Genomic DNA, 23,261 nt, shown 5'->3' with positions numbered 1-23,261 from the left:
CCGGACGGCCCGCCGACGTCAGAGAGCTGCCCCTGTCATGCTGCGCTTCCTCGTCCGCCGGTTCCTCGGCGCCGTCGTCATCCTGTTCCTGCTGAGCATCGTCACGTTCGTGTTGTTCTTCGGGATGCCACGTGATCCAGGGCTGCTGATGTGCGGCAAGACCTGCAACCCGACGAGCCTCGCGAACATCCACCATGTGCTCGGCCTCGACAAGCCGATCACCACGCAGTACTGGATCTTCCTCAAGAATCTCGTCGTGGGCAGCAACGGCTTCGCCCAAGGCCCGTGCCCCGCCCCGTGTTTCGGGTACTCGTACCACACCAACGACCAGGTCTGGGCCACCCTGATCGACCGGCTGCCCACCACCGTCTCGCTCACCCTCGGTGGCGCGTTCTTCTTCCTGCTCATCGGTCTCGGTACCGGTCTGCTCGCCGCCTGGAAGCGCGGCACGCTCATCGACAAGACGGCCACGGCCGGGGCGATGGTGCTCAGTTCGATGCAGATCTACTTCCTGGGACCACTGGCACTGGCGCTGCTCGTCTACCAGACCCACATCTTCGACAAGCCGGCGTACAACAACTTCACCGCGAATCCGGTCACCTGGTTCACGGGCCTGATCATCCCCTGGGTGGTGCTGTCGACGATCTTCGCCGCGCAGTACACGCGTATGGCGCGCTCGGCGATGATCGAACAGCTCCAGGAGGAACACGTCCGTACGGCCAAGGCGAAGGGGATGTCCCGCAGATACGTCTTCTTCCGCTACGCCTGGCGCGGCTCGCTGATCCCCATCGTCACCATCTTCGGCATCGACCTGGGCGCGCTGCTCGGCGGTGCCATCATCACCGAGTACACCTTCAGCCTGCCGGGCCTCGGCCAACTCGCCGTACAGGCCGTCTTCTTCAGCGATCTGCCGCTGCTGCTGGGCGTGATGATCTTCTCCGCCACCATGATTCTCCTCTTCAACATCATCGTCGACGCCTGCTACGCCTTCATCGACCCGCGCGTGCGGCTGGCCTAGGAGCACTCGTGACCACATTGACCAAGGAAGCCGGCGTTCCCTCGCCGGCCGACGCGGGTGCCCTTCTCTCGGTGCGGGACCTCTACGTCAGCTTCAAGACCGAGGACGGCATCGTGCGCGCCGTCGACGGTCTCTCCTTCGACGTCCAACGCGGCAAGACCCTCGGCATCGTGGGGGAGTCGGGCTCCGGCAAGTCCGTCACCAACCTGACGATCCTCGGCCTGCACAACCCGATGTTCACCACCGTCGAGGGCGAAATCCTCCTGGACGGCCAGGAGTTGACCACCGCCCGTGAGCACGACCTGGAGAAGATCCGCGGCAACAAGGCCGCCATGATCTTCCAGGACCCGCTCACCGCGCTCTCCCCGTACTACACGGTGGGACGCCAGATCGCCGAGCCGTACATGAAACACATGGGCGCCTCCAAACGGACCGCGTGGGACCGCGCCGTGGAGATGCTCGGCAAGGTCGGCATCCCCAACCCGAAGGAACGGGCGAAGGACTACCCCCACCAGTTCTCCGGCGGTATGCGCCAGCGCGCGATGATCGCCATGGCCCTGGTCTGCGACCCCGACCTGCTGATCGCCGACGAACCCACGACCGCCCTCGACGTCACCGTCCAGGCCCAGATCCTCGACCTGCTGAAGGACCTGCAACAGGAGTTCGGCTCGGGGATCGTCTTCATCACGCACGACCTCGGCGTGATCGCCGACATGGCCGACGACATCATGGTGATGTACGCGGGCGGCGCGGTGGAATACGGCACGACGAACGAGGTCCTCCGCTCGCCCCAACACCCCTACACCTGGGGCCTGTTGAACTCCATGCCGCGGCTGGACTCGGACCTGAGCGCGCCCCTGGCCCCCATCCCCGGCACCCCGCCGTCCCTGCTGAACCCGCCCACGGGCTGCCGCTTCCACCCCCGCTGCACCTTCCAGGACCGGGTCGGCGGCGCCCGCTGCGTGAACGAACGCCCGCTGCTCGCCCCCGACCGCTCCTCGGCATGCCACCTCACGGCGGACCAGAAGCGGACCATCTTCATCGAAGAGATCAAGCCCCGACTGGGCTAGGAGGAGACGTCATGACAGAGGACCTCGTCCTGCCCGCCCCGCGCGACGCGGTACCGGAAGCCCCCGGCGACCCGTTGCTGGTGGTGGAGGGCCTGACCAAACACTTCCCGATCAAGGGAGGCTTCCCGATCCGCCGTACGGTCGGCGCCGTCCAGGCCGTCGACGGCCTCGACCTGACCGTGCACGTGGGCGAGAGCTTCGGCCTGGTCGGCGAGTCGGGCTGCGGCAAGTCGACCACGGGCCGGCTGATCACCCGCCTGCTGGAGCCGACCCAGGGCAAGATCTCGTACCGCGGCCAGGACATCAGCCACGCCAGCCGCAAGCAGCTGGCGCCCATCCGCTCCGAGATCCAGATGATCTTCCAGGATCCCTACTCCTCCCTGAACCCGCGCCAGACGGTCGGAAAGATCATCTCGGGCCCGATGGAGATCAACCGCATCAACCCGCCCGGTGGCCGCGAGGCCCGGGTCCGGGAGCTGTTGGAGATCGTGGGCCTCAACCCCGAGCACTACAACCGCTTCCCGCACGAGTTCTCCGGCGGCCAGCGCCAACGCATCGGTGTGGCAAGGGCGTTGGCCCTCGAACCGAAGCTGATCGTCGCCGACGAACCGGTCTCCGCCCTGGACGTCTCCATCCAGGCCCAGGTCGTCAACCTGCTCCAGAAGGTGCAGAAGGAACTCGGCATCGCCTTCCTCTTCATCGCCCACGACCTCGCGGTCGTACGGCACTTCTCGCACCGGGTCGCGGTGATGTACCTCGGCAAGATCATCGAGGTCGGCGACCGCGACTCCATCTACACCCGCCCCCGGCACCCCTACACCCACGCCCTGCTGTCCGCCGTCCCCGAGGTGAACCTCGGCGACGACGAGACGCCGGGTCGCGAACGCATTCGGCTCGCCGGTGACGTACCGTCGCCGATCAACCCGCCGACCGGCTGCCGCTTCCGCACGCGCTGCTGGAAGGCACAGGACAAGTGCGCGGCCGAGGAACCGCCACTGATCCAGATCGAGGGCAACCGTTCCGCCCATCTGACGGCCTGCCACTTCCCGGAGGAGCCGACGATCGAGGCCAGGGACGAGGACATCGTGCTGGACCCGGCGCTGGCGGCGCTGGAGGAGTCGGTGGACGAGTAGGGCAATTGCCTCTCCCCGGGCATACTTTGCAGCCCGCTGCCTCCACCCGGTCTTCTGGAAGCTGGGTGTCGGACTAACCTGTCATGGGGTACGTGAGTGGTTAGTTTGGGACCCAGCTTTCAGCAACCTCCTACCCCACAGGCTCAGCCACAGTAATGATCTCAGGGCTCGCAGAGGGAGCGAACGGCCCGCGCCCGCACCAGCATCGCGGCCTTGCCGCACGGGAAGCAGCCGGACGGTGGGCCCGTTCATTTCTTTGCGGGCTTCCGAACCTCCGCCGACCGTAAGGCCGCAGTATTTAACCGGTCGACATCGGCGCCGCCCTCCGGAATGCTCGGCGCGATGACAAATGCCCTGAACCCCAGCATCCGTACCCTCACCTTCGACTGCACCGGCGACCCCTATGAACTCGGCCTGTTCTGGAGCGAGTTGCTGGGGCGGCCGTTGGCCGACGACGACAAGCCCGGCGATCCGGAGGCGGTGATCGTGGACCCCGACGGCGGGCCGACGCTGCTCTTCGTGCGCGTACCGGAGGCCAAGGCCGCGAAGAACCGGGTCCACCTGGATCTGCAGCCGCACGGACGGACCCGTGCGCAGGAGGTCGAGCGGGCACTGGAACTCGGTGCCACGAAGGTCGCCGACCACACCCGTCCGGACGGCGGCGGCTGGGTCGTTCTCGAAGATCCCGAGGGCAATGAATTCTGTGTGGAACGGGGAGAGTTGGGCTGAGTCTCCGGGTGTGGCGAAGGCCCGCGCCTGGGTGGGCGCGGGCCTTCGTCCCCTGGAACCGGACGTTCATGGGCTCGGGTCAATGGGCCGGTGAAAGTCCGTTCCTGAAGGGGGCGGCTGACTAAAGGGGTGTGTCAGGCCGCCGCCTCGGGGTCCTTGGCGAGACGGGGTGCCGGAACCGTGTCCGCCGTCTCGGGGTAGTGGCACGCGGTCAGGTGGCCGGGCTTGTTGCCCTCGACCTGCACCAGCGGTGGAGCCTCCGTCGCGCACTTCTCCGTCGCCTTCCAGCAGCGGGTGCGGAAACGGCAGCCGGTCGGCGGGTTGATCGGCGACGGCACGTCACCGACCAGCCGGATGCGCTCCCGGGCGGGCGTCTCGTCCACCGTGGCCTCGGGCACGGCGGACAACAGGGCCCGCGTATAGGGGTGGCGCGGGTTGCCGTACAGGTCGTCGCGGTCGGCGATCTCCACAATCTTGCCGAGATACATTACCGCGACCCGCTGTGAGAAGTGCCGGACGATCGCCAGGTCGTGGGCGATGAACACGAACGCGATGCCGAGTTCCTTCTGGACCTTCTGGAGCAGGTTGACGACCTGGGCCTGGATGGAGACGTCCAGGGCGGAGACCGGTTCGTCGGCGACGATCAGCTTCGGTTCGAGGGCCAACGCCCTTGCCACGCCGATGCGTTGGCGCTGGCCGCCGGAGAACTCGTGCGGGAAGCGGTTGTAGTGCTCGGGGTTGAGGCCCACGATCTCCAACAGCTCCCGGACCCGGGCCTCGCGGCCACCGGGCGGGTTGATGCGGTTGATCTCCATCGGGCCGGACACGATCTTTCCGACCGTCTGGCGCGGGTTCAGGGAGGCGTACGGGTCCTGGAAGATCATCTGGATCTCGGACCGGATCGGCGCCAGCTGCTTGCGGCCCGCGTGGGTGATGTCCTGGCCGCGGTAGGTGATGTTGCCGGCCGTCGGCTCCAGGAGCCGGGTGATCAGCCGGCCCGTGGTCGACTTGCCGCAGCCGGACTCGCCGACCAGGCCCAGGCTCTCGCCCTCGCCGACCTGGAAGTCGAGCCCGTCGACGGCCTGCACGGCACCGACCGTACGGCGGATCGGGAAGCCGCCCTTGATCGGGAAGTGTTTGGTCAGCCCGCTGACGTCCAGGAGGGGGGTTGTGTCGCTCATGATGGGAAGTCCCGTTTCTAGTACGTCAGTTGTGCTGGGCTACGGCGGTGAGGTCGGCGAAGAGCTCCTGGCGCTGCTCGGTGGTGAGGTGGCAGGCGGAGCCCCGGCCGTCGACCACCTCCAGCACGGGCCGTTCGCTGGAGCACCGTCCGCCCGGGACCTGCTCGGCGAAGGCGCACCGCGGGTGGAAGCGGCAGCCGGACGGCGGATTGAGCAGCGAGGGCGGCGAGCCCGGGATCGGCATCAACGGCACGTCGACCGGTCCTTCGAGGCTCGGCATGGAGCTGAGCAGACCGAGTGTGTAGGGGTGCTGCGGGTCCGTCAGCACCTCCTTCTTGGTGCCGCGCTCCACGCACCGGCCGCCGTACATCACCAGGACGTCGTCGGCGATGTCGGCGATCACGCCGAGGTCGTGCGTGATGAAGACGATGGCGGTGCCGAACTCCTGCTGGAGGTCCTTGAGCAGGTCCATGATCTGGGCCTGGACCGTCACGTCGAGGGCCGTCGTCGGCTCGTCGGCGATCAGCAGCTCCGGGTCGCAGACCAGCGCCATGGCGATCATCGCGCGCTGGCGCATACCGCCGGAGAAGAGGTGCGGGTAGTCGTCCACCCGGACCTCGGGCTGGGGGATCCCGACCCGCTTCAGCATCTCGATCGCGCGCTCCCGGCTCTCCTTCCTGGAGGCGCCGGTGTGCTTGCGGTACGTCTCCGCGATCTGCTTGCCGACCGTGTGGTACGGCGACAGCGAGGCCAGCGCGTCCTGGAAGATCATGGCCATCTTGTTGCCGCGCAGCCGCTCAAGCTCCCGCTCGGAGGCGGTGAGCAGCTCCTGGTCGTCGAGCAGGATCTCGCCCTCGATCGCCGTACGGTCGCGGTCGTGGAGGCCCAGGATCGTCAGGTTGGTGACGGACTTGCCGGAGCCCGACTCACCGACGATGCCGAGCGTCTTGCCCTTGGCGAGATCGAAGGAGAGCCCGTCGACGGCCTTGACGATGCCGTCCTCGGTGGAGAAATGGACTTTCAGATCCCTGACGGAGAGGAAGGGCTGCTGATCGGTGCTCGTCACGGGGACGCTCCTGGGGGGTGATGCGGGGGGTAGGGGGTACGGGCGGAGGGTCAGGCGAGCCGGATCCGCGGGTCGATGAAGGCGTAGGCGGCGTCGACGATGATGTTGAAGAACACGATCGCGGCGGCGGAGAGGATGGTGACGCCGAGCAGCATCGGCAGGTCGCTCTGGATGACGGAGGTCACCGCGAGGCGGCCGATGCCCTGGAGGCTGAAGACCTGCTCGGTGATGATCGCGCCGCCGATCAGCGTGCCCAGGTCGATGCCGAACACCGTGACGATCGGGCCCATCGCGCCGCGCCAGGCGAAGCGCAGGAACACGTTCGCTCGGGAGAGGCCCTTGGCGCGGGCGGTGCGGACGTAGTCCTCGCTGAGCTGCTCGACGAGCTGGGAGCGGGCCATACGGGTGTAGTTGGCGGTGAAGATGATCGACAGCACGATCCACGGCAGCAGCAGACCCGAGAACCACGCGGCGGGGTTGTCGGTCAGCGGCGTGTACGAGGGCTGGTCGAGGATGCCCGCCTTGAAGACCAGGAAGTACAGCGCGATGTAGCCGACGAAGTAGATCTGCAGCGAGGAGCCGAGCAGCGACGTCGAGGTCGCGAGCTTGTCCAGGAACTTGCCCTGCTTGAGCGCGGCGATCATGCCGGTGCCGACACCGAAGATCAGGAAGATGACGGCCGAGCCCAGGGCGAGCGAGAGGGTCAGCGGCAGGCGGTCCATGATCGTGCCGAACACGGGCTCGTTGTTGGCGAAGGAGTAGCCGAGGCACGGCGCGTTGCAGTGTCCGAAGCCGCTGTAGTCACGCCCGACGAAGATGCCCTTGAGCCAGTACCAGTACTGGACCGGTATCGGATGGTCGATGCCCAGGTTGTGCCGGATCTGCGCCAGCGAGGCCGGCGTGCAGTTCTTGCCGCAGGACATCATGGCCGGGTCACGCGGGACGGCGTAGAAGAGCCAGAACGTGATGGCGCTGATGATCAGCAGAATGACCAGCGCGCCGACCGTACGGCGGACAAGGAAGCGGAACATGGGGTCAGGACTTTCCGGACGAGGCGCCGTTGCCGGGGCGTGAGGGGTGTGGAGCCGGTGGGGGGCGGCCCGGTGGAGCCGCCCCCTGGTGCCGCGTGGCGCCTATGCCTTGGCGTAGAGCCTCGTGAGCGCGATACCGGTGTTTCCGGCGTCGTAGACGAAGCCGCCGACCTTCGTACCGTGCATCCAGTTGCGGATGGCGTGGTAGTCCGGGACGCAGGCCGCGAGTTCCATGATCTGCTTGTCGATGGCGCCCCAGGCCTTGTTGGCCGCGTCCGCGTCGGTGATCAGGGAGGCCGACGCGATGGCCTTGTCGACGCTCGTGTCCTTGAGCTGGGCGTAGTTGCTGCGGCCGTCGCCGATGTTGTCGCCGTCCCAGCAGGGGTAGAAGACCGAGTAGCCGCCCGGCCAGTCCGGGCTCCAGCCGGCCGCGAACAGGTCGTACTGGTTGTCGATCTTGCCGATCTGGGTGTAGAAGGTCGACTTGTCGATCTGCTTGTTGACGACCGTGAAGCCGGCGGCCTCCAGCGCGTTCTTGATCGCGACGGCCTGCTTCACCGCGTTGTCCGACGTCTGGTAGGCGATGACCAGCTTCTGCCCGACCTTGCCGGCCTCCTTCAGGAGAGCCTTGGCCTTGACCGGGTCGCCGCCGGGCTTCGTGGTCTTGCCGTAGAGGTCGAACTCCGTGTAGCCGGGCGTCACCGGGGAGAAGATCGTGGTGGCGATCTCGCTGGTGGACGCGCCGCCGCGGATGGTCTGCAACTGCTGGTTCGGCCAGGCGTAGTTGATGGCCTGGCGGACCTTGACGTCCGTGATCCGGGTGGTGTTGATCGGCCAGTAGTAGGTGACCGTGTCGACCGCGGTGAGCACCTGCTGCTTGAGCTTCGTGTTGGTGAGGACCGTGGCGATCCGCTCGGGGGCGACCTCGTTGAAGATCGACATCGTGTACTGGTCGTTGCCCTTGTCCGCGATGTAGCGGTCGGTCGAGGCCAGCAGCTCGAAGCCGAACTGGAAGAGGTACTTGTCCGGGTAGGCGTTGCGGATCGGGTCCGTCGCCGCGTCCCAGTGCTCGTTGCGGGTGTACGTCAGGGACTTGCCGACGTCGCGCGCGGAGATCTTGTACGGGCCGCAGGAGAACGGCTGCTTGTCGTACTTCTCCTTGGTGTCCTTCGACTTCTTCACGAAGGAGTACGCGCGCTCGGCGAGCGTGAAGTTGAAGTCACCGCGGGCCTGGTTGAGGCGGAAGGTGATGGTCTTGCCGTCGATCTCTATGGAGTCGAGGTTCTTGCCGTCGTAGGGACCCTTGTACTTGTCGCCGCCGACCAGGAACTGCTGGACGTAGCGCGGGCCCTCGGTCACGAAGGAGGCGAAGAGGCGCTCGAAGGTGTGGCGGACGTCGTCCATGGAGAGGTCGGAGCCGTCCTCCCACTTGATGCCGTCCTTGATGGTGAACGACCAGGTCTTGCCGCCGTCCTTGGCCGTGCCCGCGTCCGTGGCCACGTCGCCGACCAGGGTGGCGCCGCCCTTGGAGTCGAGCTTGTAGCCCGTCAGGCCGCGCATGATCGGCGTGGTGATGAGGATCTCGGTGGAGACGTAGATCTGCGCCGGGTCCAGGTGGTCCATGTCGAACTGGTCGAGCCCGTAGATCGTCCCGCCCTTGACCGCGCCGGCGACCTCGGGGGCGGGGCCCGTCGAGTCGGCCTTCGTGCCGACCGCGATCTTGCTCTGCTTGGCCTTGCTGACCGAGGGGACCTTGCTCTTCGAGGTCGAGTTGCCGCCGCCACAGGCGGTCAGCACCGAGCTCGACGCGGCCACCACACCGGTGGCGATCATGAAGTTTCTACGGGAAAAAGACACAGTAGCCCTGCCTTATGGGTGGGACGGGACCAGCCGGACGACATTGACCGGACCGGAGATGAGAGATGGGTCAGCGCTTGGACTTCGGGTCGAGCGCGTCGCGCGCCGAGTCGCCGAGCAGGTTGAACGCCAGGACGAAGATCACCATGGCCAGGCCCGGGAAGAGCATGAAGGTGAAGTCCTGGGTGTAGAACTGGGCGCCCCGCTGGATCATGACGCCCCAGTCGGGGGTCGGGTCGATCATGCCGACACCGAGGAAGGCGAAGCCCGCCTCCGCGGTCACATAGGCCGGGAGCATGAGCGTGGACTGGATGAGGATCGGGGTCCACAGGTTCGGCAGCAGTTCCTTGAACACGATGCGCGCCGGTGACGCCCCGGTCACCTTGGCCGCCTCGACGAACTCCCGCTCGCGCAGGCCGAGTACCTGGCCGCGCAGCAGGCGGGCGATCGACGCCCAGCCGAAGAAGGACATCATGAGGATGAGGGTGGTGGCCCGCAGCCAGGTCGGGATGTTGTCGTCGGCGGCGACGAACAGTCCGAACACCACCGGCATGAAGGCGATGATGAACAGCGTCGAGGGGATCGACAGCACGATGTCGATGATCCGGCCGACGATGTAGTCCGTCTTGCCGCCCACGTAGCCCGCGGCCACGCCGACCACGACGCCGAGGGCGGTGGTGATCAGGGTGGCTGCCAGGGCGATGCCGAGCGAGGTCCGGATGCCGTAGAGCAGGAAGGTGAAGACGTCGCGGCCGAGCTGAGGCTCGATGCCGAACCAGAACTGCGAGCTCATGCCGCCGTTGGGACCCGCCGGGTACGAGAAGGCGTCGAGCAGGCTCGGGTTCTGGCTCGCGTACGTCGTGTACGGATCCTTCCCGTACAGCTTGGAGATCAGGGGAGCGGCCAGCGCGATCGCGAAGAAGAAGATCACGATGACCGCCGATATGACGCCCGTACGGTCGCGTTTGAAACGGCGCCACGCGAGCTGACCCGGGGACCGGCTCTCGTTGCCCTTCGAGTCGGGAGAAGTGATCGACTTCTCGAGGCTCTCGTCGGTCACCTCGAGCGGGACCGAGGGTCGGATTGGGGAGATCATGCTGCTCCTGGCCCAAGGGGGTCTGATGAGACTCCGCAGGGCACTCCCCTACGGGCTACGCCGGACTTTTTCAACGCAATTCATGCAGGGTCAATAAAATCTAGGGCGACTTGTGCTTCTCTTTGCCAATTTTACTTCCACTTGATCATTCCGTAGCTACGCGGGTAGCGCGCCGTGATCGGTCCGTGTTTTATGTCGGGCCAAACGTGCGAAACGGGCAATGGGTTCGATATGCGGACGTCCCTGTATCGGAATGCGTACATCGGGGCGTCATGATCCAACGGTTCTGCATCGCTTCGCGGTGACCCATTGTGCGCTATGCCGAGGATCGTCCGAACGGGGGTCGGACGTACCCCGAAAGGGTGGGTCCAAAGGCGATGTTCTCCTTTTTGTGCAGATATTGGCCGGTAACGGATCGATCTGGACCGGCTTGCCTGAGGAGGCACTCGATGCGTGGAGCCACGCACGCCAAATGGGCCGCTTGCGCGGCGGCGGTAGCCCTCGCGGCGACCGCCTGTGGGAGCGGCGGCGGGAGCAGCAGCGGCGGCGGCGGTGACGGCAGCGCGGTGCTCAGCGCCTCCTGGGGGGACCCGCAGAACCCGCTGGAGCCGGCCAACACCAACGAGGTGCAGGGCGGCAAGGTCCTCGACATGGTCTTCCGCGGCCTGAAGCGGTACGACCCGAAGACCGGCAAGGCCGAGGACATGCTCGCCGACAAGATCGAGACCACGGATTCGCAGAACTTCACGGTCACCGTGAAGAGCGGCTGGAAGTTCAGCAACGGGGAGGCCGTCACCGCGAAGTCCTTCGTCGACGCGTGGAACTACGGCGCCAGCCTCAAGAACAACCAGAAGAACGCGTACTTCTTCGGGTACATCGACGGCTACGCCAAGGTCCACCCCGACAGCGGCTCGCAGTCCGCGACCTCCCTCTCCGGGCTCAAGGTGACCGGCACCGACACCTTCACCGTCAAGCTCACCCAGAAGTTCTCCACGTTCCCGGACACCCTCGGCTACGCGGCCTACTCCCCGCTGCCGTCGACGTTCTTCTCCGACCACGCGGCCTGGGTGAAGAAGCCGGTCGGCAACGGGCCGTACACGATCTCCTCCTACACCAAGGGCTCGCAGATGGAGCTCAAGAAGTGGGACGGCTACACCGGTGCGGACAAGGCGCAGAACGGTGGCGTGACCCTCAAGGTCTACACCGACAACAACACCGCCTACACCGACCTGATGGCCGGCAACCTCGACCTCGTCGACGACATCCCGGCCTCGCAGCTCAAGAACGTCAAGAGCGACCTCGGCGGCCGGTACATCAACACGCCCGCCGGGATCATCCAGACGCTCGCGTTCCCGTACTACGACAAGAACTGGAACAAGAGCGGTTCGGACAAGGTCCGACAGGGCCTGTCCATGGCGATCAACCGGGACCAGATCACCACCACGATCTTCCAGAAGACCCGCACCCCGGCCACCGACTGGACCTCACCGGTGCTCGGCACCGCGGGCGGCTTCCAGGACGGGCTGTGCGGGGACTCCTGCAAGTACAACCCGACCGAGGCGAAGAAGCTGGTCCAGGAGGGCGGCGGGATCCCCGGCGGCCAGGTCAAGATCACGTACAACGCGGACACGGGCTCGCACAAGGAGTGGGTGGACGCCGTGTGCAACTCCATCAACAACGCGCTCGGCAACGACAAGGCGTGCGTCGGCAACCCCGTCGGCACCTTCGCCGACTTCCGCAACCAGATCGGCCAGCACAAGATGACCGGGCCGTTCCGGGCCGGCTGGCAGATGGACTACCCGCTCATCCAGAACTTCCTGCAGCCGCTGTACTACACCAACGCCTCCTCCAACGACGGCCAGTGGTCCAACAAGGACTTCGACAAGCTCGTCGACCAGGCCAACGCGGAGACGGACACCGGCAAGGCGATCAAGCTCTTCCAGCAGGCCGAGGGCGTCGTCCGGGACAACATGGCCGCGATCCCGCTCTGGTACCAGAACGGCAGCGCGGGCTATTCGGACCGGCTCTCCAAGGTGGCGCTCAACCCGTTCAGCGTCCCCGTGTACAACGAGATCAAGGTCGGCTGAGCCCGCATGGGACGGTACGTCGTCCGGCGTCTGCTGCAGATGGTCCCGGTCTTCATCGGCGCCACCCTGTTGATCTTCCTGATGGTCAACGTGATGGGCGACCCCATCGCGGGCCTGTGCGGCGACCGGCAGTGCGACCCGGCGACGGCCGCCCAGCTCAAGCGGGAGTTCGGCCTCGACAAGCCCGTGTGGCAGCAGTACCTGACCTACATGGGGAACGTCTTCACCGGCGACTTCGGTACGGCGTTCAACGGCCAGAAGGTCACCGAGCTGATGGCGACCGCGTTCCCCGTCACCATCCGGCTGACCGTCGTGGCGATCGTCATCGAGGTGGTCGTGGGCATCGCGCTCGGTGTGGTCACCGGCCTCAAGCGCGGCCGTCCGATCGACACCGGTGTGCTGCTGCTCACCCTCATCGTCATCTCCATCCCGACCTTCGTCACCGGTCTGCTGCTGCAACTGTTGCTGGGTGTGGAGTGGGGCTGGATCAAACCCTCCGTCTCCACGGACGCGACGTTCAGCGAACTGATCGTGCCCGGCCTGGTCCTGGCCTCGGTCTCACTCGCCTACGTGACCCGGTTGACCCGGACGTCCATCGCGGAGAACCGGCGCTCCGACTACGTCCGTACAGCCGTGGCGAAGGGTCTGCCGAGACGCCGAGTAATCATCCGCCACCTGCTCCGCAACTCACTCATCCCGGTGGTCACGTTCATCGGCACCGACATCGGCGCCCTGATGGGCGGCGCGATCGTCACCGAGCGGATCTTCAACATCCACGGCGTCGGCTTCCAGCTCTACCAGGGGATCGTCCGGCAGAACACGCAGACCGTGGTCGGCTTCGTGACGATCCTCGTCCTCGTCTTCCTGGTCGCAAACCTGCTCGTCGACCTCCTGTACGCCGTACTCGACCCGAGGATCCGCTATGCCTGAGCAGCCGTTCGAACCGGAGCGCGCCATCGCCGGGACCGGCATGGGCGGCGCGATGGACCTCGCCACGAGCGAGGCGGAGACCCTCGAAAAGACTCCGGGTGGCCCGGAAGGCACAGGCCCCCAGGAGAAGCCCCGCTCCCTCTGGTCCGACGCCTGGCGGGACCTGCGCCGCAACCCCGTCTTCATCATCTCCGCGCTGGTCATCCTCTTCCTGATCGTCATCTCCCTCTGGCCGTCCCTGATCGCCTCGGGCAACCCCCTCAAGTGCAACCTCGCAAAGGCCCAGGAGGGCTCCCAGCCGGGCCATCCCTTCGGCTACGACGGCCAGGGCTGCGACGTCTACACGCGCACGGTCTACGGCACCCGTACGTCGGTCACGGTCGGCGTCCTCGCCACACTCGGCGTCGCGATCTTCGGTTCGGTGCTGGGCGGACTGGCCGGCTTCTTCGGCGGGATCTGGGACTCGATCCTGTCCCGCCTCACGGACATCTTCTTCGCGATCCCGGTGGTCCTGGGCGGCCTGGTCCTCCTGTCCGTGGTCACCAGCAACACGGTCTGGCCGGTGATCGGCTTCATGGTGCTGCTCGGCTGGCCGCAGATCTCCCGCATCGCCCGCGGCTCGGTCATCACCGCCAAACAGAACGACTACGTCCAGGCCGCGCGGGCGCTGGGCGCCTCCAACTCCCGCCTCCTGCTACGGCACATCACCCCGAACGCGGTCGCCCCGGTGATCGTCGTCGCCACCATCGCGCTCGGCACGTACATCTCCCTGGAGGCGACCCTGTCCTACCTCGGCGTGGGCCTGAAGCCCCCCACGGTCAGCTGGGGCATCGACATCTCCTCGGCCTCCGCCTACATCCGCAACGCCCCCCACATGCTTCTCTGGCCGGCCGGAGCCCTCGCGATCACCGTCCTCGCGTTCATCATGCTGGGCGACGCGGTGCGCGACGCCCTTGATCCGAAGTTGAGGTGAGGGTGTGCTGGCGGTGGAAGTGCGAGGTGCGCGGCGGGAGTTGCGGGGTGGGCCGGCTGCTCGGTGTGCTCCGGCAGGGACGGCCCGAGTCGCCGCCGGGGTCGGTGTGTTCGGCGGCGCGGTGTGCGGCGCTCCTGATGCGAAGGTGAGGTGACCGGCGTCGTGCTGCTCGAAGTGCGGGATCTGCACGTGGAGTTTAGGACCAGGGACGGGGTCGCCAAGGCCGTCAACGGGGTCAACTACAGCGTGGACGAGGGGGAGACCCTCGCCGTGCTGGGGGAGTCCGGGTCGGGGAAGTCCGTGACCGCGCAGGCGGTGATGGGGATCCTCGATGTGCCGCCGGGGAAGATCACCGGCGGGGAGATCCTCTTCCGGGGCAAGGATCTGCTGAAGTTCAAGGAGGAGGAGCGGCGGAAAGTCCGCGGCGCCGAGATGGCGATGATCTTCCAGGACGCGCTGTCCTCGCTCAACCCCGTGCTCTCCGTGGGTGATCAGCTCGGCGAGATGTTCGTCGTGCACAGGGGGATGTCGAGGAAGGACGCGCGCGCCAAGGCGATCGAGCTGATGGAGCGGGTGCGGATCCCGGCCGCCAAGGAACGCGTCCGGGACTACCCGCACCAGTTCTCCGGCGGTATGCGCCAGCGCATCATGATCGCCATGGCGCTCGCCCTGGAGCCGGCGCTCATCATCGCCGACGAACCGACCACCGCCCTCGACGTCACCGTCCAGGCCCAGGTCATGGACCTGCTCGCCGAGTTGCAGCGCGAGCTCAACATGGGGCTCATCCTCATCACCCACGACCTCGGAGTCGTCGCGGACGTCGCCGACAAGATCGCCGTGATGTATGCCGGACGGATCGTCGAGTCGGCCCCCGTCCACGACATCTACAAGGCGCCCGCCCACCCGTACACCCGCGGCCTGCTGGACTCCATCCCGCGCCTGGACCAGAAGGGCCAGGAGCTCTACGCCATCAAGGGCCTGCCGCCGAACCTGATGCACATCCCGCCCGGCTGTGCCTTCAACCCCCGCTGTCCGATGGCCCAGGACGTGTGCCGGACGGACGAGCCACCCCTGCACGAGGTGGACGAACACCGGGGCAGCGCCTGCCACTTCTGGAGGGAGTGCCTCAATGGTTGAGTCAACAGTTGAGCCGATCCTTGAAGTGAGCGGACTGGTCAAGCACTACCCGTTGACCCAGGGCATCCTGTTCAAGAAGCAGGTCGGTGCCGTCAAGGCCGTTGACGGTGTCGACTTCACGCTCAACAGAGGAGAGACCCTCGGCATCGTCGGGGAGTCCGGCTGCGGCAAATCAACCGTTGCCAAGATGCTGGTCAATCTTGAGCGGCCGACCGAAGGCTCGATCAAGTTCAAGGGCGAGGACATCAGCAAGATGTCCGGCCGCGCCCTGAAGGCCGCCCGCCGCAACATCCAGATGGTGTTCCAGGACCCGTACACCTCCCTCAACCCCCGTATGACGGTCGGCGACATCATCGGGGAGCCGTACGAGATCCACCCCGAGGTGGCGCCGAAGGGCGACCGGCGCAAGCGGGTTCAGGATCTGCTGGACGTGGTCGGGCTCAACCCCGAGTACATCAACCGCTATCCGCACCAGTTCTCCGGCGGCCAGCGCCAACGCATCGGCATCGCACGGGGGTTGGCCCTGCGCCCCGAGGTCATCGTCGCCGACGAACCCGTCTCCGCGCTCGACGTCTCCGTGCAGGCCCAGGTCATCAACCTCCTCGACCGGCTCCAGGACGAGTTCGACCTGTCGTACGTCTTCATCGCCCACGACCTGTCGATCGTCCGGCACATCTCGGACCGGGTCGGGGTGATGTACCTCGGACGGATCGTGGAGATCGGCAGGGACGAGGAGATCTACGACCACCCGACGCACCCCTACACCCAGGCGCTGCTGTCCGCCGTCCCCGTGCCCGACCCGGACGCGCGGGAGCACCGGGAGCGGATCATCCTGTCCGGCGACGTGCCGTCCCCGACGAACGTCCCGTCCGGCTGCCGCTTCCGCACCCGCTGCTGGAAGGCGCAGGAGCGCTGCTCGCTGGAGGTGCCGCTGCTCGCCGTACCGGCCGAGTTCCGGCTCGCGAACGGGCCCGCCGCGCACGACTCGGCCTGTCACTTCGCGGAGGAGAAGACGGTCGTACCGAAGGACGAGACCCCTGCGGAACCGACGGACGATCTTGGGAATGGGGCGGAATAAGGGTGCAAACAGGCATCAACCGCGTTAACACGCAGGCAACTCGGCCGACCCGATCTCGATATACGGACGCGTCAACCTGAACAACGTACGGCCGTGCGGGTGCCGTAAACGGACCGGGGCGCGCCATGTCGCCCCGGTCCGTTGCCCGTTGTCAGCGGGTGAGCCCCAACGAGCGCCGCAGGAAGTCCAGTTGCAGTAGCAGCAGGTTCTCCGCCACCGCCTCCTGCGGGGTCATGTGCGTCACCCCGGACAGGGGGAGCACCTCGTGCGGGCGGCCCGCGGCGAGCAGGGCCGAGGACAGGCGCAGGGAGTGGGCGACCACCACGTTGTCGTCCGCGAGGCCGTGGACGATCAGCATCGGGCGGTGCGGCTCGGCCGCGTCCACCAGGCCCGCGTCGTCGATCACGGAGTTGCGCCGGTAGACCGCGGGCTGCTCGGCGGGGTGCCCGATGTACCGCTCCTGGTAGTGGGTGTCGTACAGCCGCAGGTCGGTGACCGGAGCGCCGACGACCGCCGCGTGGAAGACGTCGGGGCGGCGCAGCGCGGCGAGGGCGGCCAGGTAGCCGCCGAACGACCAGCCCCGGATCGCGACCCGGCCGAGGTCGAGCGGGAAGTCGGCCGCGAGCGCCTGGAGCGCGTCGATCTGGTCCTCCAGGACGACCGCCGCGATGTCGTCCCTGATCGCCTTCTCCCATGCCGGCGAGCGGCCCGGCGTGCCCCGCCCGTCGGCGACGAGCACCGCGAAACCCTGGTCGGCGAACCACTGCGAGGTGAGGTGCGCGTTGTGTGCGGCGACCACGCGCTGACCGTGCGGACCGCCGTACGGGTCCAGCAGAACCGGGAGCGGGCTGGTGCCGTCGTAGTCCCGTGGCATAAGCAGGGCGCACGGGACGCGCCGTGCGCCCCCCTCGGTCAACGTGATGCGCGGGGACATTCCCGGATCTTCGGCGTACGACGCGATCGTCACCGTCTTCTTGCTCTCGCGCAGCACCTGTACCTGCGTGCCCGGCCGGTCCGGCACCGCCGACAGCAGTACGGTCACGCCCCCGGCGCGCACTGCCGAGTGCACGCCGGGCTCCTGCGAGACGCGCTCCAGTCCGAGTTCGTTGACCCGGTAGACATGCACCTCGCCGATCTCCGGGGTGGGCGCGTCCTCGCCCGCCGAGGCCGCGACCAGCACACTGTCGTCCGAGACGTCCAGCACCGCGCGGACGTGCAACTGCGGTCCGGTGAGCAGGCGTTCACCGACCGCGAGGACCCGGGCGCCCCCTTCGTCGGCGATCCGCACGAGCCGCCCGGAGGGGCTCCAGCACGGCACGCCAGGGAAAAGATCAAGCCAAATTGGATCTTCGTCGGCGTGCACCATCCGGGTCGCGCCGGTGTCCGGGTCCACGGCCAGGAACAGCTGGCTGCGCTGGTCCCGCGCCTGCACGAGCAGCAGTGGGGCACCCGCCGCTGACCAGTGCACTCGCGCCAGATACGGGTACCGCGCCCGGTCCCAGACGACCTCCGTGCGCACCCCGTTCAACGCGATCACATGGAGCCGTACCTCCGCGTTGGCCGTCCCCGCCGCCGGATACGCGACCCGCCGCGGCTCGCGCTCCGGGTGGGCCGGGTCGGCGATCCACCAGCGCTGCACCGGCGTGTCGTCCGCGCGGGCGACCAGCAGCCGGTCCGAGTCCGGCGACCACCAGAAGCCGCGGGTGCGGCTCATCTCCTCGGCCGCGATGAACTCGGCCAGTCCATAGGTGACTTGATCCGACTCCGGCTCGGCGAGCGCCCGGTCGCCCTCGCCCTCGGCTCCCACGACGCGCAGGGCGCCGTCGGCGACGTAGGCGATGTGCCGTCCGTCGGGGGCCGGGCGGGGGTCGATCACCGGCCCGGGGACGGTGAGTTCACGTGCCGTGCAGGCCCGCAGCTCGGCCGTGAAGAGCCGCCCTGACAAGGCGAAAGACGCCAACTCGACCTCGCTGTCGGTGGCGTAGCCGACGATCCCCGCACCGCCCTCGCGGGCCCGCTCGCGACGCGCCTGCTCCTCGGCCGAGAGGTGCTCCGAGGCGCCGCCCAGGAGGGCGCCCGGGTCGGCCGCTACGCGCTCCTCGCCGCCCGCCGGATCGAGGACCCACAGCGAGTTCGCCCGGTCCGTGCCGGAGGAGGAGCGCAGGAACACGACCCGGGAACCATCGGGAGCCACGCTGAACGCGCGCGGCGCGCCGAGCGTGAACCGCTGGGTGCGGGCGTGCCGTCGGGGGAAGGAGTCAGCCTCGGTCGTCATGCCCCGACCATATTGGCCATGCGCCCCCTTGTGCGGCTGTGCGCCGAGCGATGCGCGAGCGCGGATAGTTATGATCACTGGCGTTGGGTGGGTATGAACCTGCTGGCTGCTGTATGGATTTGCTCTACGGATCCACGCCATGGATCCATTGCCCCCATAGTCCGACCCCCTAGTCCCTGGGATCATTGGAGGTGAGCCGCCGTGGCACTCTCGATTTCGGCGGTGGTGCTGCTGGCGATCGTCGTCTTCCTTCTGGTCAAGAAATCAGGGCTGAAGGGCGGACACGCGGTCGTCTGTGTCCTCCTCGGGTTCTATCTGGCCTCCTCGACCATCGCGCCCACGATCAGCGATCTCACGACGAACATCGCGAGCATGATCGGCAGCATCAAGTTCTGACGGCCCCCCTTTAGGGTGGGCACATGACCGAACTGCCCGCCCGTCGTCTGCTCCTGGTGCACGCGCATCCGGACGACGAGTCGATCAACAACGGCGCGACCATGGCCACGTACGCGGCCGAGGGTGCGCACGTGACGCTGGTCACGTGCACCCTCGGTGAGCGCGGCGAGGTCATTCCGCCCGCGCTGCGGCATCTGACGGGTGCCGCGCTCGGGAAACACCGGGCGGGCGAGCTCGGGGCCGCGACCGGTGAGCTCGGGGTCGGTGACTTCCGTCTCCTCGGCGGCGCGGGCCGATATCGGGACTCCGGGATGATGGGCACCTCGGACAACGACGACCCCGACTGCTTCTGGCAGGCGGACGTCGACGATGCCGCCGGACACCTCGTCGAGGTGATCCGCGAGGTGCGCCCCCAGGTCCTGGTCACCTACGACCCCGACGGCGGCTACGGCCACCCGGACCACATCCAGGCCCACCGCGTCGCGATGCGGGCCGCCCAACTCGCCGCCGACGCCGGGCAGTCGATCGCCAAGGTCTACTGGAACCGCGTACCCCGGACCGTCGTGGAAGAGGGGTTCGCGCGGCTGCGTGACGCGCTGCCGGAGCTGCCCTTCGCCGAGACCGCCGCCGTGGGCGACGTACCGGGTGTCGTGGACGACGGGCGGATCACCACCGCGATCGACGGCACCGCCCACGCCGCAGCCAAGACCGCCGCGATGCGCGCGCACGCCACCCAGATCGAAGTCGCCCCGGACAAGCCGTACTTCGTGCTCTCGAACTATCTCGCGCAGCCGATCTTCACCACCGAGTACTACGAGTTGGTCCAGGGCGAGCCCGGCGGCCCGGCGACCGAGACCGACCTCTTCGAAGGGCTGGGACTGTGACGAGCGCCAATCAGAGCGGCGGAAGCCTGCTCGCCCAGCCGCTGCAACGGCCGTCCGGGCTACGGGTGTTGGCCTACCTCGGGCTCTTCGTGCTCGGCGCGGTCGTCGGGGCGGCCGGGGCGCTGGTGCAGGGCGGCTGGTTCCCCGGCGGGCTGCTGCTCGCGCTCGCCGGAGCGGGCGGACTGTTCCTCGGCGGGGCGAGAGCGGCCGGCGGCCGGGGCGGGGCCGTGGCGCCCGCGGCCGGCTGGATGGTCGCCGTCATCCTGCTCACCGCCAGCCGCCCGGAGGGCGACTTCCTGTTCGGCGCGGGAGTCGGTTCCTACCTCTTCCTGCTCGGTGGAATGGCTGTTGCTGTGATCTGCGCCACGTTGGGTTTGGGGCGGCAACCAAGCGGCCCTGACGTCCGACTTGGCAAGTGACGTACCACTTCGCGGTGACGCGCGCGTGCGAGTCCGGTGTGGGTTTCCCCAGCGGCCGTGGGATACCGCCAAGAAGTGGCCAGTATGGTGGTGCGCGCCGCCGAGTCGCCCGTGGGTGTCGGGCGGCGGAGCCAACCGGGAGAACCTGCCTTGAGTCGTGAAACTGACACTCCGTCCTCCGGGCCCGACGGGCGCGGCGGAGCCGCTTACCCCTCGGGGACCCCGCCGTACGGGACGCCCGCGGCTTCCGACGACCGTACGGATGCGGGGCGTTCGGCCGCGCAGCCGGAGGAACGCAAGACCGAGACGACGCTGACGACCCGGATCCGGATCAACATCCCCGGATCGCGGCCCATTCCACCGGTCGTCGTGCGCACGCCCGTCACGGACACCGAGTCCGCCGACGGGTCCACGACCGCCGAGGTGCAGCTGCCGAGTTCCGCGCTGCCCACGGGCGTCGTCGAACCGACCGCCGAACTCGCCCTGCCCACCGCCGAGGAGAAGACCAGCGACTGGTTCGCGCCACGCAAGTCCGGCCCCGCGAAGGGCGGTCAGGGCGGTGGCGGCACCAACGGCGCGGGAATTCCGGGCGGTTCGGCCGCCGGGACCCCGAGCGCCGGTACGCCGGCCACGGGTGCGCCCGGGGCCGCGCGGCCGACCGGTGGCCGGCCCGGCGGTGTGGTCGGTGCGATGGGCCTGCCGAGTGCTTCCCGGCCGGGCGGCGCGAACGGCGCCACGAACGGTGCCGGGTTCGCCGGTGCCACCGGTGGCGGACCCGTGGCCCCCGGGCACGGCGGCGGCACCGGTTCCTTCGACGTGACCGAGGCGCTGGCGGCGGGGCCGCTGGCCAACGGGTCCCGTCCGAACGGCGGCCCCGGCGAGCCGCGCCGCGACGACCTGCCGTACTTCTCGGAGAACGGTCAGGGTGCCCAGGGCGGTCTTCCCGGAGCCAACGGCCAGGGCGGCGACCAGGGCGGTTTCCCCGGGCCCGGCGGCCAGGGTGCGCAGGGCGGCTACCCCGGCACGAACGGCCAGGGTTTCCCCGGGACCGACGGTCACGGCGCGCGCATCGAGCAGTTCCCCGGACCCGACGGCCAGGGCATGGGCCCGGGCGGTCCCGGTGGACCCAGTGGTTTCAACGGCCCGAACGGGCACGGCGGTCCGGGCGGCCCCCAGGGTCCCGCGGGCCCGACCGGCGGTCCGGTCACCGGCAACGGTCTGATGCTGCCGCCCGGCCCGATGGGCGGAGCGCAGGGAGCCCCCGGCGCGCCGATCGGCTACGCCGACGGCCCGGGCGGCCCGGCGAACGGCGCCGGCGGTCCCGGTGGACTCGCGGGCCCGGGCGGTCCGGGTGGTCCCGGCGGTCCGGGTGCGCCCTCCGGCCGACACGCCGGTCGCGGCAGGGGCCCGGGCGGTCCCGGAGGTCCTGGTGGTCCCGGCGCGGGCCCCGGCGGCCCCGGCATGGGACCCGGTGGTCCTGGCGCAGGCCCTGGTGGCCCCGGCATGGGTCTCAACGGCCCCGGCACGGCCGGCGGCGCGAGTCTCCCCGGCATGATCCCCGGCGGCGGTCTCAGCGACGACACCGCGATCCTCACCCCGCAGAAACTGGCCCAGCCCGGCATGCCCGGCTACGGCGCCCCCGCCGACCAGGTCTCCGGACACACCGTCACCAGCGGGATGCCGGTCGTCCCGGGCACCGGCACCTCGCCGTTCGGCACGGGCACCCACCCCGACGGACCGCTGCCGCACACGCCCCCGAAGCTGCCCGAGCCCGGCTCGGCGCAGAGCGCGCCCGCCGCCAAGAACGCGGGCAAGAACGCGGGCAAGAACGCGGCGAAGAAAAAGAAGAAGGGCCGCAGCAAGCTGGTCCTGCTCTGCGTCGGCGTGTTCGTCATCGCGGGCGGCGCCTACGGTGCCGGGCTGCTCATGAACCACACCGACGTGCCCAAGGGCACCACCGTGCTCGGCGTCGACATCGGCGGCGGCACCCGTGACGACGCCGTCAAGAAGCTCGACGACGCGTTCGGCGACCGGGTGAACAAGCCGCTGAAGCTGTCGGTCGGCGGCAAGACGGTCTCGCTCAAGCCGGACCAGGCGGGGCTGCAGTTCGACTTCGCGACCACCGTCAGCAAGGCCGCCACCAGCGACTACAACCCGGTCTCCGTGATCGGCTCGCTCTTCGGCCAGCACCGGGTCGTCCAGCCCGAGATGCCGACCGACGAGGAGAAGCTCCAGGCCGCCCTCGCGAACCTCGGCGGCTCCGGCGCCGGTGCGGTGACCGAGGGCACGATCCAGTTCAAGGCGGGCAAGGCGGTCGCCGTCTACGGCAAGGCGGGCAAGGCCATCGACGCGTCCGGCTCCGTCACGGCCGTGGAGGAGGCGTACCGCACCGAGGTGGAGACCAACACGGCCACCACGGTGACGGTCCCGACGACCACGAAGCAGCCGACGGTCACGAACGCCGAGGTCGACCGCGAGATGAAGGCCTTCGCGGAACCCGCGATGTCCGCCTTCGTCACGGTCAAGACGGACACCGGGGTCTCACTGCAACTGAGCCCGAAGAACTCCCTCTGGAAGTTCCTGAGGGTGAAGGCCGTGCACGGCAAGCTCACCGACAGCCCCGACCTGGCCGCCCTCAAGGAGCTCTACGGCAGCCTCTTCGACGGCGTCAAGATCACCCGCGCCACCGGCCAGAAGACGGCCGTCACACCGCAGGAGGTCTACATCGCCCTCCGCGGGGCGCTGATCAGCAAGACCGACCGGGTGGGGATCATCGACACGACCCCCAGCTAGGCCGTCTCCGACCGTACGAGGGGGCACCCGGCACCACGCCGGGTGCCCCCTCGTCGTACGGCATCTCCTCGGTCGTACGACATGACATCTGTCATGCGCCACACCGGA

At 68.3% G+C, this 23,261-nt stretch carries 19 protein-coding genes; 13 read left to right on the top strand and 6 right to left on the bottom strand.

The genetic code is table 11. The annotated features are described in order from the left end of the window. The first annotated feature begins 37 nt into the window (after window positions 1-37). The 4 genes from OC490_RS01245 (at window position 38) to OC490_RS01230 (ending at window position 3,950) form a co-directional block, all read left to right on the top strand. Complete coding sequence (locus tag OC490_RS01245; protein ID WP_262055851.1) at window positions 38-1,018, top strand: ABC transporter permease; 981 nt, start codon at window positions 38-40, stop codon at window positions 1,016-1,018. A gap of 8 nt (window positions 1,019-1,026) precedes the next feature. After that, a complete protein-coding gene (locus OC490_RS01240; RefSeq protein ID WP_262055850.1) occupies window positions 1,027-2,088 on the top strand; it encodes an ABC transporter ATP-binding protein in 1,062 nt (353 codons plus the stop codon). An 11-nt stretch (window positions 2,089-2,099) separates the two neighbouring features. After that, the gene (locus OC490_RS01235) at window positions 2,100-3,221 is read left to right on the top strand and encodes an ABC transporter ATP-binding protein (protein ID WP_262055849.1); all 1,122 of its coding nucleotides are present in this window, start codon (window positions 2,100-2,102) and stop codon (window positions 3,219-3,221) included. 342 nt (window positions 3,222-3,563) lie between these two features. Then, complete coding sequence (locus tag OC490_RS01230; RefSeq protein WP_262055848.1) at window positions 3,564-3,950, top strand: VOC family protein; 387 nt, start codon at window positions 3,564-3,566, stop codon at window positions 3,948-3,950. Between the two features lie 134 nt (window positions 3,951-4,084). Here the strand turns inward: OC490_RS01230 and OC490_RS01225 are convergent, their stop codons facing one another. From OC490_RS01225 to OC490_RS01205, 5 genes are all read right to left on the bottom strand, one after another. Further along, a complete protein-coding gene (locus OC490_RS01225) occupies window positions 4,085-5,131 on the bottom strand; it encodes an ABC transporter ATP-binding protein (RefSeq protein WP_262055847.1) in 1,047 nt (348 codons plus the stop codon). Between the two features lie 25 nt (window positions 5,132-5,156). Then, window positions 5,157-6,197 carry an ABC transporter ATP-binding protein gene (locus tag OC490_RS01220; protein ID WP_262055846.1) on the bottom strand — a complete coding sequence of 347 codons (1,041 nt, stop codon included), beginning with the start codon at window positions 6,195-6,197 and terminating at the stop codon, window positions 5,157-5,159. 50 nt (window positions 6,198-6,247) lie between these two features. Then, the gene (locus OC490_RS01215) at window positions 6,248-7,228 is read right to left on the bottom strand and encodes an ABC transporter permease (protein ID WP_262055845.1); all 981 of its coding nucleotides are present in this window, start codon (window positions 7,226-7,228) and stop codon (window positions 6,248-6,250) included. 102 nt (window positions 7,229-7,330) lie between these two features. Then, a complete protein-coding gene (locus tag OC490_RS01210; RefSeq protein ID WP_262055844.1) occupies window positions 7,331-9,061 on the bottom strand; it encodes an ABC transporter substrate-binding protein in 1,731 nt (576 codons plus the stop codon). Between the two features lie 94 nt (window positions 9,062-9,155). After that, complete coding sequence (locus tag OC490_RS01205; protein WP_410098460.1) at window positions 9,156-10,181, bottom strand: ABC transporter permease; 1,026 nt, start codon at window positions 10,179-10,181, stop codon at window positions 9,156-9,158. A 449-nt stretch (window positions 10,182-10,630) separates the two neighbouring features. Between OC490_RS01205 and OC490_RS01200 the strand changes: the two genes are divergently transcribed. The 5 genes from OC490_RS01200 (at window position 10,631) to OC490_RS01180 (ending at window position 16,386) form a co-directional block, all read left to right on the top strand. Continuing rightward, the gene (locus OC490_RS01200) at window positions 10,631-12,268 is read left to right on the top strand and encodes an ABC transporter substrate-binding protein (RefSeq protein ID WP_262055843.1); all 1,638 of its coding nucleotides are present in this window, start codon (window positions 10,631-10,633) and stop codon (window positions 12,266-12,268) included. A gap of 6 nt (window positions 12,269-12,274) precedes the next feature. Next, window positions 12,275-13,198, top strand: coding sequence for an ABC transporter permease (locus OC490_RS01195; protein ID WP_262055842.1), 924 nt, complete (start codon window positions 12,275-12,277; stop codon window positions 13,196-13,198). Further along, window positions 13,191-14,171 (top strand): ABC transporter permease, encoded by a 981-nt coding sequence (locus OC490_RS01190; protein WP_019072047.1) that lies wholly within the window; start codon window positions 13,191-13,193, stop codon window positions 14,169-14,171. Before OC490_RS01195 ends, OC490_RS01190 begins: the two co-directional genes overlap by 8 nt. A gap of 162 nt (window positions 14,172-14,333) precedes the next feature. Continuing rightward, complete coding sequence (locus tag OC490_RS01185) at window positions 14,334-15,308, top strand: ABC transporter ATP-binding protein (protein ID WP_262056288.1); 975 nt, start codon at window positions 14,334-14,336, stop codon at window positions 15,306-15,308. Next, a complete protein-coding gene (locus OC490_RS01180) occupies window positions 15,301-16,386 on the top strand; it encodes an ABC transporter ATP-binding protein (RefSeq protein ID WP_262055841.1) in 1,086 nt (361 codons plus the stop codon). Before OC490_RS01185 ends, OC490_RS01180 begins: the two co-directional genes overlap by 8 nt. A 151-nt stretch (window positions 16,387-16,537) precedes the next feature. Here the strand turns inward: OC490_RS01180 and OC490_RS01175 are convergent, their stop codons facing one another. Further along, window positions 16,538-18,661, bottom strand: coding sequence for a S9 family peptidase (locus OC490_RS01175; RefSeq protein WP_262055840.1), 2,124 nt, complete (start codon window positions 18,659-18,661; stop codon window positions 16,538-16,540). 201 nt (window positions 18,662-18,862) lie between these two features. On the opposite strand from OC490_RS01175, the gene OC490_RS01170 reads away from it, so the two are divergent. From OC490_RS01170 to OC490_RS01155, 4 genes are all read left to right on the top strand, one after another. Further along, entirely contained in the window at window positions 18,863-19,057 is a 195-nt protein-coding gene (locus OC490_RS01170) for a hypothetical protein (RefSeq protein ID WP_019058412.1), read from the top strand. 23 nt (window positions 19,058-19,080) lie between these two features. Beyond that, a complete protein-coding gene (gene mshB / locus OC490_RS01165) occupies window positions 19,081-19,941 on the top strand; it encodes an N-acetyl-1-D-myo-inositol-2-amino-2-deoxy-alpha-D-glucopyranoside deacetylase (protein ID WP_262055839.1) in 861 nt (286 codons plus the stop codon). Beyond that, window positions 19,938-20,360 carry a DUF6113 family protein gene (locus tag OC490_RS01160; protein WP_410098457.1) on the top strand — a complete coding sequence of 141 codons (423 nt, stop codon included), beginning with the start codon at window positions 19,938-19,940 and terminating at the stop codon, window positions 20,358-20,360. Before mshB ends, OC490_RS01160 begins: the two co-directional genes overlap by 4 nt. Before the next feature lie 150 nt (window positions 20,361-20,510). Further along, window positions 20,511-23,153: a hypothetical protein gene (locus OC490_RS01155; protein ID WP_262055838.1), complete on the top strand. Its 2,643-nt coding sequence runs from the start codon at window positions 20,511-20,513 to the stop codon at window positions 23,151-23,153. Window positions 23,154-23,261 lie beyond the last annotated feature (108 nt).

The sequence above is a fragment of the Streptomyces sp. STR69 genome, assembly GCF_024519455.1.
In the GTDB taxonomy this organism is placed as follows: Bacteria; Actinomycetota; Actinomycetes; order Streptomycetales; family Streptomycetaceae; genus Streptomyces.
This window is presented reverse-complemented; position numbering and strand designations above follow the sequence as displayed.

Coding starts and splice junctions, on each gene's coding strand:
- OC490_RS01245 (WP_262055851.1), top strand. CDS start 38: ATGCTGCGCTTCCTCGTCCGCCGGTTCCTCGGCGCCGTCGTCATCCTG.
- OC490_RS01235 (WP_262055849.1), top strand. CDS start 2,100: ATGACAGAGGACCTCGTCCTGCCCGCCCCGCGCGACGCGGTACCGGAA.
- OC490_RS01230 (WP_262055848.1), top strand. CDS start 3,564: ATGACAAATGCCCTGAACCCCAGCATCCGTACCCTCACCTTCGACTGC.
- OC490_RS01225 (WP_262055847.1), bottom strand. CDS start 5,131: ATGAGCGACACAACCCCCCTCCTGGACGTCAGCGGGCTGACCAAACAC.
- OC490_RS01215 (WP_262055845.1), bottom strand. CDS start 7,228: ATGTTCCGCTTCCTTGTCCGCCGTACGGTCGGCGCGCTGGTCATTCTG.
- OC490_RS01210 (WP_262055844.1), bottom strand. CDS start 9,061: ATGATCGCCACCGGTGTGGTGGCCGCGTCGAGCTCGGTGCTGACCGCC.
- OC490_RS01205 (WP_410098460.1), bottom strand. CDS start 10,181: ATGATCTCCCCAATCCGACCCTCGGTCCCGCTCGAGGTGACCGACGAG.
- OC490_RS01200 (WP_262055843.1), top strand. CDS start 10,631: ATGCGTGGAGCCACGCACGCCAAATGGGCCGCTTGCGCGGCGGCGGTA.
- OC490_RS01195 (WP_262055842.1), top strand. CDS start 12,275: ATGGGACGGTACGTCGTCCGGCGTCTGCTGCAGATGGTCCCGGTCTTC.
- OC490_RS01190 (WP_019072047.1), top strand. CDS start 13,191: ATGCCTGAGCAGCCGTTCGAACCGGAGCGCGCCATCGCCGGGACCGGC.
- OC490_RS01180 (WP_262055841.1), top strand. CDS start 15,301: ATGGTTGAGTCAACAGTTGAGCCGATCCTTGAAGTGAGCGGACTGGTC.
- OC490_RS01175 (WP_262055840.1), bottom strand. CDS start 18,661: ATGACGACCGAGGCTGACTCCTTCCCCCGACGGCACGCCCGCACCCAG.
- mshB (WP_262055839.1), top strand. CDS start 19,081: ATGACCGAACTGCCCGCCCGTCGTCTGCTCCTGGTGCACGCGCATCCG.